This window comes from Legionella sheltonii, from assembly GCF_026191355.1.
In the GTDB taxonomy this organism is placed as follows: domain Bacteria; phylum Pseudomonadota; class Gammaproteobacteria; order Legionellales; family Legionellaceae; genus Legionella; species Legionella sheltonii.
This window is the reverse complement of sequence record NZ_JAPHOQ010000001.1, coordinates 127,365-140,074: the sequence shown is the minus strand read 5'-3', so window position 1 is coordinate 140,074 and position 12,710 is coordinate 127,365. Positions and strand designations below refer to the sequence as shown.

The window sequence follows — 12,710 nt, the reverse complement described above, 5'->3', positions numbered from 1 at the left end:
ATTCAATGAGCAATTCTGTAATTTCTGGGTGATCTCAGGAATAGCTTGTTCTCTGCAGAAATCTTCTTGCACTTACCCACCGCGCTCATAACTTTAAATAGCCGTTCTCAATAGGGCGTGTTGACAATTTATCCCCACCGGCTACATGCCGCGACGTGTTCGCGGCATCCAGGAAAGGGTCAAGTTAAAGATGAACTTAATTCATTGCTCTAATCGATTGATGAATAAGAGCAAACTCATAATATATCGATTTCAATATCAAGTATAAAACGAGTTTGCAATGGCTAGACTGATGCTCCGTGATGAGCTATGGTCTAAGCTAAAGGAGATAATGCTACAACATCAGATATATGACAAACCTAATGTTCGTATGATGGTTGAGGCAATGTTATATCGCATGCGTGTAGGCTGCCCTTGGCGAGACCTACCTAAAGAGTTTGGATTTTGGAATTCTGCCTATCAACAATTCAATCGTTGGTCCTCAAAGAACAAGTTGATGATGATTTTCAAAGCGCTCATACAACATCCTGCTCTTGAATGGGAATTTATTGATGGCCGTATCGTTCGTGCCCATCAACATAGCTCAGGCGCCATAGGAAAGAAACATCAAGCAATAGGGAAATCCGTTGGTGGTAATACAACAAAAATTCATAGGGCAGTTGATGCTTGCCGCCTTCCGATTGAATTTCAATTGACTGGCGGAGAGGTACATGATGCTAAAGCAGCTTCAGGCCTCATTGAAACACTCCCTAAAGCTGATTACACCATTGCAGACAAAGGATATGATAGCGAGGAAATTCGAGATCAGATTAGGCAAAAATCATCTACTCCAATGATTCCTCGGAAGACGAACTCTAAAACTGGGAATGCTGATATTGATTGGGGTCTATACAAATATCGTCATCTAGTTGAAAACGTATTTGCGCGACTTAAACATTTTCGAGCTGTTGCCACAAGAGATGATAAATTGAAGAGAAATGATGCGTCAATGCTCGCAATGGCTTGTTCCTATATTTGGCTACCAATGTAATCCGTGAAATTTAGGTGATATCATCGCATTGAGTCCAACACTCTGATCAAAACAAGGAAGCCAAATGAAGTCATTTTATGTCTATATTATGGCAAGCAAGCGAAATGGTACACTATACGCTGGTTCAACATCAGATTTAATTAAACGAGTCTGGGAACATAAAAACAGCCTGATTCCGGGATTTACAGCTAAGTACAATGTACATATATTGGTTTATTATGAGGTTCATGAAACCTATATAGAAGCTGCTCGACGTGAAAAGCGATTCAAAAATTGGCCCAGGCAGTGGAAGTTACATTTGATTGAGAACCTAAATACAGAATGGCATGATCTTTATGAAGAAATTTGCCACTGATTAAGATCGGCTGGTTGCCGCGAACACGTCGCGGCACGTAGGCGGTGGGGATGAATTGTCAACACGCCCTAGTTTTCTTTTGATTTCATTTCAAGCTCCTCTTTTTGAGAAATTCTGTTTATGCATTTTTTAGTTTACTGGTAGGTGCATTTGGCCAAACGCACCATGTTTATCCTTTTCAAGAGAATCTCTCCAAGCTTGTTCCTCAGACTCCGTTTCAAAAATTTCTGTGTCTGACTTTTTTGAGTGCTCTTCTGCTACTTTTTTATGTTTAGGCACTGGCATACTGCTGGGTTTATTCTTAAGTTGATTAATACGTTCCACCGCATGGGGTTGAGGATTGAGATAGATTTTCATAAGAGTCCATTTATTAGTCATTGTGACTATAAGTATAGTTCTTTTAGTCATAGCAAAGTTGAGGATTTGGGATTTTGAAAACGGTTGGATTTGAGTAAAAATTGGGCGCAAAAATAATATCGGTCGAGGAGCGGAACATGCATCAGTATTTGATGCTTTTGAAGCATTATTTTTGCGCAAATAAAGCCATTTCAGCGAATTGGAGGGCAACGCATTTTAATTTGCTCTTGGTGACCGGCCATTATATGAAGCAACCCGAGCGCCCCATTCTAACAGATTTTTATTGCAATCATCTTTATCTAAAATTACCTCGATAAAGCATAAGGCATCTGTTTTCTTTGCTTCTACGATTGCATCCAAAAGCGCTTGATGCGTTGGAGCTTTAAAAGCTCGAGCTTTGGCCTGCTGCCCATTAAAAACTTCCACTAAATCAGCATAGTGCCAATTATTAATCACATTGTATGGGCCATCATGAATTTGAACCTCAATGGTATAAGACGCATTATTCATTAAAAAGATAATGGGTTTATAACCATAACGAATGATCGTTGACAGTTCTTGAGCACTCATTTGGAAAGAACCATCACCAATCAACGCAATAACGCGCTTTTTATTATGAAGCGCTGCCTGCATACCCAAAAGTGCTCCTACAGACCAGCCAATCGATCCATATTGCATTTGAATTTCAAATGGGCAGTTTTCGGGTAAATTAAGACGCATGCCATTAAACCAGGAATCCCCAGTCTCCGCCAAAATTCCGTAATCACTACTTAATAGTTTCTGAATTTGGCCAAACAGGAATCGTGTAGTGAGCGGTGAGTTTAAATCATCCGGCTCGTGATATAAGGGGGCTGATCCTGCGATGCGTTTATAAGCTTTCACTGAAGCATCATTGACCTTCAATTTATCCTTCAGACCGCGCAAAAACTCATTCATGTACACTTCGGTATATACTTTACCTGCAACAGAAACACTACCATCAGCTATGACAATAAGCTTCTTGGGTTGGATATTACACATATGACCAACCGTGGTGTAATCGTTAAAATTAGGCCCTATAAAGAAATAAAGGTCGCTTGATTCGACAATTTCTGCACATCCTGGGGAGCTGACTGGTCCCCAATAAATGCCAATATAATTGGGATGTTGTTCTGAGACAAAGCCCTTTGCATCAGGCATTGCAGCGAGGGCATAACCGCAGGAATGACTTAAGGCTTCAATCATCGCCGTAGCCTCACAGGGGCGCGATTTACTTCCTGCGATTAACACAGGCTTGACTGCAGAATTAAGGTGATTGGCTGCATCTTCAATTGCGGCAGCAAGAGAAGAGGTATCACTCAAACGTTTGACATTCAGCGCCCGCTGCGTTGGTGGAGAAACACTTGCTCCAGCAATGTTGCATGCAATTTCAATGTAAACAGGTTTTTTCTTTTCAAGTGCAATGGCAATGGCAGAATCAATTTGCATGGGCGCATCACCAGGTCTATGAATAAATACGCTATGTGCTGTAATTTTCGCAAATATTTCACGGACATAGCTGTAATTTTCCGTTGCCAGCGTATGGTGTAAAATTTCCGCATCCTGCACCGAGTTTGTATTAGGTCCCCCGGAGATCACAATGATCGGCAAATTCTCAGCGTAAGCCCCTGCAACTGCATTAACCGCACTCAAGCCCCCAACGCTATAGGTTACAACCAGTGCCGAAACCCCTTTGATACGCGCATAACCATCTGCTGCATAACCTGCATTCAATTCATTACAACAATTAATCATGTGCAGTGAGTCGTTTTTTAAGAACTCGTCGAGCAAGCCCAGATTGTAGTCCCCAGGAATTGCAAAATAATCATTTATTCCCAATTCTTGGAGGCGTTGCGCAAGATAAGTGCCTACCGTAGCCATAAAAAATCCTTTTGCGGAAATACTGCTTAAGAAGTAAATTTATTATGGCAGTGGCCTGCTCTTTCTTCAAGGAATTCTTTGAAACGCCTTAAATCCCCTGAGCTGATAAATCTCCACTAAAAGATAGCATTTCAATGATCTGAACGCTTTATCATATACGCTGTCATCCCCGCGCAGGCAACAATCCATTCTTCATAAAAGTTCATAACTCGATTAAGTTTGGGCAAGCCACACTTCTTAGCAATTTCAAACGACCTCGATTTCAACAGGTGCAGTGCCTTTTATACCGAGTTTCTTAGCGGCAGCAAAGGATAAATCAATGATTCTGTTCGATAAAAAAGGACCTCGATCAGTAATCCGAACCACAATCGTCCGGCCATTATTGAGATTTTTAACCCGTACTCGTGTAGCAAATGGGAGTGTTGGATGTGCTGCTGTCATCGCATACATGTTGTAGCGTGTTCCGCTCGATGTTTTTTGATTCCGAGCATGTGACCCATACCAGGAAGCGACTCCTTTTGCTTTGTAATTTTTGGCAGATTTCATCACATGATATGTTTTACCTCTGACCACATAGTGATCCGGACCATTAGCTTGTTGATGAACACAAGCAACCAGTAGCATCGGGAGTATGCCGGTAATGAGACGTTTAATGGTTAATAAAATTGCATTATAATTCATAAGTTATCTTCTACTTCCACACCAGATATTTGACATATAAACAATTAAAAAGTTATCGAGATGACCTCTATAAAAAACTTCATTTAAAAAATTAATCGATCACGAAGGATGTCACAATACACCAAGATAAATCTATTTTTAATCAAAAAAATTGCATCATAGCGCAATATTTTTCCTTAAGCAAAACCAGTTAAAGTGCATCAATAGGGTCTGACTCCATTGATGCTACCCCATTAATCCTTACAAATGGTCAACAAAATACTCCCCTATTCTTCGTAAGACATATGAATCCATGAAATAAATTGAATGGTTTGCATTAGGAACTAATAACATATCAAAATTTTTATCGGCCTTAATTAGCGCATCCACAAGTTGCATCATATTGGCTGGATGAACGTTATCATCGAGATCCCCATGAATTAAAAATAAATTTCCCTGCAATCGATCCGCCAGCAGATAGTTTGATTGCGCGGTATAATCGACATCGCTTGGCAACCCCTGATATCGCTCCCCCCAGAATGCCAAATAACTCCGTAAATCTTGTAACCCAGAAATACAGACACCCACTTTATAGAAATCAGGATAGGTCAATAGTGCGCGCGTTGCCGCATATCCTCCCGCTGACTGTCCCATAATCCCCACTCGCTCGATATCAATATAGGGATATTGCTTCGCTAAGTTCCTAATGATCTCGATATGGTCCTCTAATCCTCCCGCGGTTTCTAAATGCTGATAAGAATATTCATGAAACTTTTTAGAGCGAAACGGGGTGCCACGTCCGTCCACATTAATGACGATAAAACCCAACTCAGCGACGCTTTGAGGCCACCAACAACCATGTACATATTCTGGAAGATCAGAACAATACGTTTTGGGTACCCGAGTCAATTGTGGTCCGGGATAAATTTCATCAATGATTGGATATTTTTTCTTGGGATCAAAATCAGTAGGGAAATAGATCAGGCCATAAATATCAGTTTCCCCATCAGCTCCTTTGAGACAGAAGGGCTGTGGCTGCTTATATCCCAAAGCAAATAATTGGGAAAAATCGGCTTCTTCCAGTGTTATGATTTCATGGCCATTTTTATCGCGTAATTTAGTGACTGGCAGGGACTCCATAGACGAATAATAATCGATAAAATAGTGCTGCGATGGTGAGAAAACAATGGTGTGATCTGCTGTTTCCGGAGTCAGTAATTGTACCTCACTCCCATCCAAACGGGCACGATATAAATAACGAAAATAAGGATCAACACCTGGTTCTTTGCCATTCCCTAAAAAATAAATCCACCGATTGGTGCTGTCTACATGGAATACTTTGCGCACCATCCATTCACCTTGAGTTACCGGATTTTTTAGTTGTCCGGTCTGTAAATCATGTAAATAAAGATGCGCCCATCCATTCTGATTGGATAACCAAACAAACTCTTTCGAATTCTCTAATATTCGCGTGTAATTCTGCCAGAGGATAAGCTGGCTGGGTTCGACGTAGGCGGTGGATTTTTCGATTAAAATAGTCCGCTGCTGTTCTGTAGCAACATCCAGTTCACAGAAAGACAGTTGATGGTTTCCACGCTCTTCTTTTAAAAAAAAGATTTTTTTACTGTCTTCACTCCACCATACATAGCCTGCTTCAATTGGAGACCCCACCAATGCCGGCATCAAGGGAGGTAAGTTAATCGCGTGCAGCTTCTTTTTTTGCACGTCAATCAAGCATAATTTAATTTCCGGAATAACTTCATCCCCTACAAAAGGAACATGGGCCTCAAAAACTTGGGGACGCAAGGAACCATCTTCAGGAGCATGTTGTAGCAAAGGTAATTTTTTTACCTGCTCTTGATTGCATTGGAACGTCACAATCTTTTGTGAATCAGGCGACCAAAGCGCCATAGGTGGAAGTGTTACCTGCATACGACGCAACGACAAGGAAGTTAAATTCGTATCAGGGGAAGCAGCATATGCCTTGCTTGCAGTACCATCTGCAGTCAATTGATATTCTTTATGCTCATCCAATGAAAAAAGAAATAAATTATGATCCTTGCTATATAGTTCCCAAAACTGATCCGGTGAACGTATGCGCGATACAATTAAGGCAGGAACAAATCCCCAAATTTCCATAATCGAAGGACAATGGGACATGGCCGTTGGCTTGGATGTATCTGCCGTAAGTTCGAGGGTCTGAGTTGTTCGATCATAATGAAAAATAAAATGCTCCATATAGAGCTGCAAAACATGCTCATTAAAAAAATCGACTTTATTGATGGGTAAGGCAAAGGCGTTTACTTCGCTTTTTAATTCATTCGCAATGGTTTTTGCCAGTACTGAATGGTCAAATGCACGCTCTTTCTTTTTAGTTTCCAGATTAAAAATAAGATACTCATAACCTTGGGTAGTATCATGACGATAGCAAATAAGCTTTTCACTGGGTGACCATGCGATCGCAGGTTGTAAGTTCTTGATTAAACTAGAAACATTTTGGGGAAGAAATTTTTTTGACTTCTCATAACGCGCTGCTCTGTCTTTTTCCATAATTAGGCCCATTATTTTTGATTTTGTTGCATTTTGGCAATCATGTTATTCAAATCACTGTACACCCACGCTTCAGCAATTTGATTATTATCATCCAAACGAAAAATGGTAATACCACTATAAAATACAGATATCCCTGTGGCGGGAATGCCTGAAAATTCCCCTCGGTGGGTTCCCTGACCATGCCAGCGCGTCACCACTTTATCACCACTCACTATAAAGTCATCAATAGAATGGCTCAGATCTGGAAAGGCTTTATACCATTCCAACAAAGCTTGTTTAAAATCGTGTAAATTTGCTGCTTGATCATAGCTGAAATGAATTAATGTCTTTGCTGAAAAGAGCTCATCGGCTACTACAGCCTTTTGTTGGTTCCACAGTTCATCAAAAACTCTTCTCACTGTCTTTTCTAGTGCGGTAGTCATCTTCATTCGTTCCTTGATAGAGAAGATCATTTTTTAAGGCATCAAACCTGTTACGCTGCGCGATTTGAGAACTTTTTATTTTCTTGAGTTCTATTCTTATAGTCTATAATTTCCTCTAGTGCATTAAACGTACTTTCATGTTTTGCCACTACAGTAGAATACAGTCTGGAACTAAGGAGTGCCGCAATATCAAAATCGCTTAAAGGTTCTCTTCCTTCCTTATTTTGTAAAGCATCAATTAATTTTTCTGCCGCCTTAATTTTATCCTCGACACTAAAACCAAATTTTAAGACATTCATTGTTGTTTTATAGCGAGCAGACTCTACATCTTTCTTATTGATATGCATCCATTTGGGTAGTAAGTCCCATTCCGCTCGACGTGTCACGCAATATTTTTTCAGATCTTCAATAAAATTATATATTGCTTGAGCATCATCTTTTGGAGCAGCATTTTTCTGGGTGGCCTCCGGAGGATGATTAAAAAGATCCAGAAAATCGACTAAATTATTTTTTTCTGCATATTCACGTGCAGATTCATTTCGCTTTGTATCTTTTTCACTGGGATTAGCACCATATTCCAGAAACAACTTAGCAAGTTCAAACTGATTATTCTGGACAGCTAAAAGCAAAAGATTATTGTCGTGCTCAGGATCATCCGGTTTGAAACCATGCTCCAATAGTGCCTTGAAACTTTCTAAATATCCTCTTGATAATGTTCCTTCTATGACCCTCCTAAACTTATAATTGAGCGGGGAAGTACTTGCTCCATATTCAAGCATTAATTTTACTAGCTCGTAATCATTTTGTATTATTGCATCTTCAAAGGCAGTTTCAGAACAATAGGGTCGAAAATTTGGATCAGCACCATTTTCTAACAGTATTTTAACTATATCCATGTTCTTTTTTGCTATTGCCACGCGCAGAGGGGTATTAATATTGTATGGATGGGTTTCCAGTTTCGCGCCACATTTAAGTAACTCTTGCACTGACTCTATATTGTTCCTGAAAATAGCTATGAGAAGAGGGGTGAATTTATCGATAGTCGGTTTATTAACATCTGCTCCTTGCTCTGCCAAGCGAGGAATAAGTTCATAATTATTATTGTAAACCACCGTATTTAGCAAAGTTCCTCCTCGGTAATCCTCCCATTTGGTTTTACTCGCCATATCCTGCTCAGATAATCTTTTTACTTCCTGCTTCCATTCAGTTAATACATGTTGCAATGGTTCATTTCCTGACATCGTAAAAACGCGCGTGTTAATTACTCCCGTTCCATTTGTAGAACAAGCCCCCTCTATCAACAAGGCTTGAGCAATTGCACCATCGTCTGAATATTCCTGAGCCGGCGGCGTATTTGCATCAATAAGAATCCATTTATCTTGTTTCGGATTAAAGCAAACAGTAATCGCATGACGTAGCCCATGCCCAGATATAACTAAGCCTACAGGCTGAGTTGGCTTGGGAATCATCGCATTAATCTTTTCTCTCAGAAGTGTTAAATATTCTGTGGTCATTTCTTTTTGTTGATAACTCATGTTACGCACGATCTATTTTAAGCAGCCATATTTTTAAGCTCCCGCCATGCAAGCTGATTTGCTCTAAGGATCAATCTGTACTTAATGGCAAAATGATTTAATTGAGTTTTTATCTTCAACAATTCCAGCTTGCAGTATGCAATAATAGAAGCATAAATATGATTACACTGAGTTTTAACGGTTCGAGTGGGCGACTTGGTTAAGCTTGCATTTTGCTTAATTGATTTGTGATACTCTTCAATCCGCCACCGTTTCTGGTACACTTCATAAAGACGTTCGGCACTACTTGGCATGTCATTAGAAACAAGATAGAGAATTCCTGTTGAACCGTTTTCGTTTTTGAACACTTTTTTCAGGAGCCTCACGGGGAAGTCTAGGCCTTTAAGCCAGACTGTGTGGGCTACATCCTCTTCTAATTCTAAAGCTCTTACTTGTTGGTACCGTCCGTTTTTGGCCTCGTTTTCAGATAAAGCTAACGTGCGGTTAGATTTAATCCCAATGATAAACGATTTTTGAAGGTCTTTATGGATGTGAACCATATTGGCCTTCGAGCCAAACCAGTTGTCTGCAAGCACATAATCAAACATCACTTTATTGGTAATGGCCTGAGTAATCAGGTTTTGAAATAATTGATTTTTGGTAACCGATGATTTTCTTCTGGCTTGTTTGGTTTTAATATCACAATAGGCAACATCTTTTTTAATCACCTCATACCCTATGGGTACACTGAAGTCAGCATAGCGAACCATGCATGACAAGATGTTGATTCCTTTGAGCACGCTCCCTTTAGCATGAGAGTAATGCCAACAATTAATTTCATTCTCATCCGTGTAGGGTTTCTCTTCGATGGAGTCATCCAGTATTAAGACACCACCAACCGTTTCTTGCGACCTCACTGGCTTTTTTACATAGCGCCAAAGGGATTTTGAATCAAAAGACTCAAAACGAAGAAATCGAGTCACCTTGTCATGCGCAAATGCTCCATCAACCAAATCAGATAATCCGGTGGCTGTCGCATATTTGTTCTGACAAATTAAATAATCACTATAAAGATCAAGCATATCCATTTAACTTCCTCCCTAAAATAAGGACGAAATTCTAATGCTTTTTATTCAAACTACAAGGTCATGTGCGTAACATGAGTTGATAAGCTCCGTACAAAACTGGCGGCAATGCAACTATTCCTCCCTTATCTTCGATTTTTTGAGGAATGGTAAATTTGATGAAGTCACCTTGCTCGAGATTTTGCCCACTATCAAATAAATGCGGATAAAGCCTACGTTGTTGCGTTAATTCGATGCCATCAAAAAAAGCGAGTGTATCGACTAGGAGATCTTTTGCTTCCAAGTAATCTTCCAGTATCTTCTTTAATAATGTCTCTTTGGTTTCTTTTCCCCCAGTTGGTCGGCTGGCGAATTGAATCGCTGCCTCTTTTTCAAAATCATTTAATGGGATATTTAATAAATGATCGACTCTTTGTTTAAAAACGTCTAATTCATTTGCGAAAACAGCCTGCATTCCCATGTAAGCATAACCATTACAGATTCCATCCTCATCAGAGGTGTAACCTAATACTCTCATTAAGCTAATTAATTGACCATGCTTGCTGAGCGTTGTTTCAACTTCATCTTCCATTTTCAATCTCAAAATAACCTGGAATACTTATAATTATAGCTTACTTATTCTGTACTTTATGGAGTAGTACTGGTCTTAGTTAGCGCAGTTGCAGCAAGGACCCCCACTGCCGCCGCAGTTAATCCCAATGCTAAAGCAGGCTTAAAAAAACTAAATTGATTGGGTTTCCTTTCTACTCCATGCATTTTCGGTTGTTGAGTCATTGTAGGATCCTTTGCCAAGCTTGCATCCATAAGCATGGTAGGCCCTTGTGGCGGGCTCGCATTCACTATCATCCCTTTACGTGCCTTAATGCTTACCTTAGAAAAAGGGATGTTATCCTTGCGTGCCTCCATAGTGTAATCACCGGGTGGAACATTGAGAAAGGCCACGCCGCCATCTTTTGAGGTCTCTTTCAGTGTGCGGATAAACGGATTGGTTTTGTGGACAATTGGAAAAATACCGAAATAGAATGTTCTTACATCGACTTTAGGGGATAAACTCACTGTAACCCCTTCGATGCCTTGAGGAATATCATCCATGGTCGTATTAGGAGGCGTAACGGTTGCGGCAATTTGGCAGGCTTGCGGATCTTCAGTTTCCCCCATAGCAAAAGCAAGAAATTTATAAGCCATATTTGAAGCGACTTGGAATGAAATATTGTTCAGGAAATTTTCGTTATTGATTCCTTCTGGTGGGACAATCAAAGTCGCTGTTTGTGTCGTCTTATAGCCAGTCCAAAAAGATCCAGACTTTTCAAAAACTAAAGTAATGGGTTCGCCAACAGGCCATTCAAATGGCCCGAATTTGCCGGAAGAATCGGTCTGAAATTTTAGCTGGTTATTTTCAAGTACGGTAATTGTTGCACCGGCAATAGGCTGACCGGATATAAACGAACGAGCAAATCCAGATACCAATGCTGTTTTCATAAATAAGTTCCTTTTATAGATTAACCCCAAATAATTATTCCGTACTCTAATGGGTTCTACCAAAAATAGAAAGACTCAATTACCCTAGGTCAATGGGTGCATCTGCAACAGGCTAATCGCCGTACGAAAATAAAGTAATGTAGTGTAGAAAAAAACGGAGCCCATCAAACCAAGGACGGCGAAATGATTTTTTTGCTTAACTGAATTGATTTTCCGACTTCTTTTCTTCAATAGAGACCATTTCTTCTGAAGTAGCCTCCAGCTGCTTTTGAAAGAAACCTGGGCGTCCTTTATTGGGATTTTCTGTAGATAGAAAAGTGAGAATATAGGAAACTACATCAAAGGGTAGTCGATAGGTTGTGCTGTCTCCACGAATAAGTTCAACCATCGGTGCCAAAGCCCTTGCCAAATCAGACTCACCATTTCTGGCCAGAATAAATCGAGATCGGTTTTCGCCTAGTGCTTGCAATAGGGTATCTTTTTGTTGCGCTGTTTTATTTACAAACAGCTTATTTAAACTTAGATTAATTGATTTTACATGAGGTGGAATAGCAGCCAAGGCCTGAGCCAGATCAGCAACAGGCATGTCGCCAAAATTATTTCCGCTTAAATCAAGCGAAGTCACCTGCTCAGGAATCGCTGCAAAAGCCAGAGCGAGGTCAGCTCCAGATTTGGCGCCAAGATAATTTCCGCTGAGGTTAACTGACCTCACCCCCTTCGAAAGATTAGCGAACGCCAAGGCTAAGTCAGCACCAGGGGTATTACAGAAACCATTCATGGATAAATCAAGTGAGTTGACACTGATTGGTATTGCCTTAAAAGCTTGCGCGAGTTCAGCACCCGATTTTCCGCCTAAACCATTTTCTGCTAAAACAAGAGATTCCACAGAGTTGGGAATGACTGCAAAAGCCTGAGCTAATTCATTACCTGATCTTGCCCCCAAACCATTATTTTCCAAATTGAGTAACAAGATGCTTATCGGGATTGCTGCAAAGGCTTGAGCTAATTCAACGCCTGATTTGGCACCAAGGTAATTGCCCCCTAAATAAAGCCTGATGACACTGGTTGGAATTTTTGAAAAAGCTTCAGCTAATTCTACTCCAGATTTATTGCAAAGCTTATTCGAGCATAAACTCAGGCTGTGACAACCATTAGGGATACTATTAAAAGTGGTTATGAAATGATTTCCTAAAAGCGAGGCTAGATTGTTTAACTGGTAATACATAGAGTCCAAATAAAATACAAATATGACTTATATTAACCTATTTGGTAAAAAAACACAAAAAGGACTAACTTTTCTTGGACTAACGGCTTGAGTATTTTTTGAGGTGTCGGTCTAAAACACTATTTCATCAG

Annotated in this window: 12 protein-coding genes; 2 read left to right on the top strand and 10 right to left on the bottom strand. The window is 40.2% G+C overall.

The window, feature by feature from the left end; all coding sequences use genetic code 11:
• Nucleotides 1–280: 280 nt before the first annotated feature.
• Together OQJ26_RS00590 and OQJ26_RS00585 are read left to right on the top strand one after the other, a co-directional pair.
• Entirely contained in the window at nt 281–1,030 is a 750-nt protein-coding gene (locus OQJ26_RS00590) for an IS5 family transposase (RefSeq protein ID WP_265701967.1), read from the top strand.
• Between the two features lie 64 nt (nt 1,031–1,094).
• Complete coding sequence (locus OQJ26_RS00585) at nt 1,095–1,385, top strand: GIY-YIG nuclease family protein (RefSeq protein ID WP_265701966.1); 291 nt, start codon at nt 1,095–1,097, stop codon at nt 1,383–1,385.
• A 129-nt stretch (nt 1,386–1,514) separates the two neighbouring features.
• Here OQJ26_RS00585 and OQJ26_RS00580 read toward each other — a convergent pair whose 3' ends face one another.
• The 10 genes from OQJ26_RS00580 to OQJ26_RS00535 all read right to left on the bottom strand — a co-directional run bounded on the left by OQJ26_RS00580 (nt 1,515) and on the right by OQJ26_RS00535 (nt 12,579).
• Nucleotides 1,515–1,922 carry a hypothetical protein gene (locus OQJ26_RS00580; protein WP_265701965.1) on the bottom strand — a complete coding sequence of 136 codons (408 nt, stop codon included), beginning with the start codon at nt 1,920–1,922 and terminating at the stop codon, nt 1,515–1,517.
• Nucleotides 1,923–1,958: 36 nt separating this feature from the next.
• The gene (locus tag OQJ26_RS00575; protein ID WP_265701964.1) at nt 1,959–3,641 is read right to left on the bottom strand and encodes a thiamine pyrophosphate-binding protein; all 1,683 of its coding nucleotides are present in this window, start codon (nt 3,639–3,641) and stop codon (nt 1,959–1,961) included.
• A gap of 246 nt (nt 3,642–3,887) precedes the next feature.
• Nucleotides 3,888–4,322 (bottom strand): septal ring lytic transglycosylase RlpA family protein, encoded by a 435-nt coding sequence (locus OQJ26_RS00570; RefSeq protein WP_265701963.1) that lies wholly within the window; start codon nt 4,320–4,322, stop codon nt 3,888–3,890.
• Nucleotides 4,323–4,562: 240 nt separating this feature from the next.
• Nucleotides 4,563–6,851, bottom strand: coding sequence for a S9 family peptidase (locus OQJ26_RS00565; RefSeq protein WP_265701962.1), 2,289 nt, complete (start codon nt 6,849–6,851; stop codon nt 4,563–4,565).
• An 11-nt stretch (nt 6,852–6,862) separates the two neighbouring features.
• Nucleotides 6,863–7,282 (bottom strand): ester cyclase, encoded by a 420-nt coding sequence (locus OQJ26_RS00560; protein ID WP_265701961.1) that lies wholly within the window; start codon nt 7,280–7,282, stop codon nt 6,863–6,865.
• A gap of 44 nt (nt 7,283–7,326) precedes the next feature.
• The gene (locus tag OQJ26_RS00555) at nt 7,327–8,811 is read right to left on the bottom strand and encodes an ankyrin repeat domain-containing protein (protein ID WP_265701960.1); all 1,485 of its coding nucleotides are present in this window, start codon (nt 8,809–8,811) and stop codon (nt 7,327–7,329) included.
• A gap of 17 nt (nt 8,812–8,828) precedes the next feature.
• Nucleotides 8,829–9,878, bottom strand: coding sequence for an IS701 family transposase (locus tag OQJ26_RS00550; protein WP_265701959.1), 1,050 nt, complete (start codon nt 9,876–9,878; stop codon nt 8,829–8,831).
• Between the two features lie 58 nt (nt 9,879–9,936).
• Nucleotides 9,937–10,446 carry a hypothetical protein gene (locus OQJ26_RS00545; protein ID WP_265701958.1) on the bottom strand — a complete coding sequence of 170 codons (510 nt, stop codon included), beginning with the start codon at nt 10,444–10,446 and terminating at the stop codon, nt 9,937–9,939.
• 56 nt (nt 10,447–10,502) lie between these two features.
• On the bottom strand, nt 10,503–11,354 hold the full coding sequence (locus OQJ26_RS00540; RefSeq protein ID WP_265701957.1) for a carboxypeptidase regulatory-like domain-containing protein: 852 nt from the start codon (nt 11,352–11,354) through the stop codon (nt 10,503–10,505).
• Nucleotides 11,355–11,550: 196 nt separating this feature from the next.
• Nucleotides 11,551–12,579 carry a leucine-rich repeat domain-containing protein gene (locus OQJ26_RS00535; RefSeq protein ID WP_265701956.1) on the bottom strand — a complete coding sequence of 343 codons (1,029 nt, stop codon included), beginning with the start codon at nt 12,577–12,579 and terminating at the stop codon, nt 11,551–11,553.
• Nucleotides 12,580–12,710 lie beyond the last annotated feature (131 nt).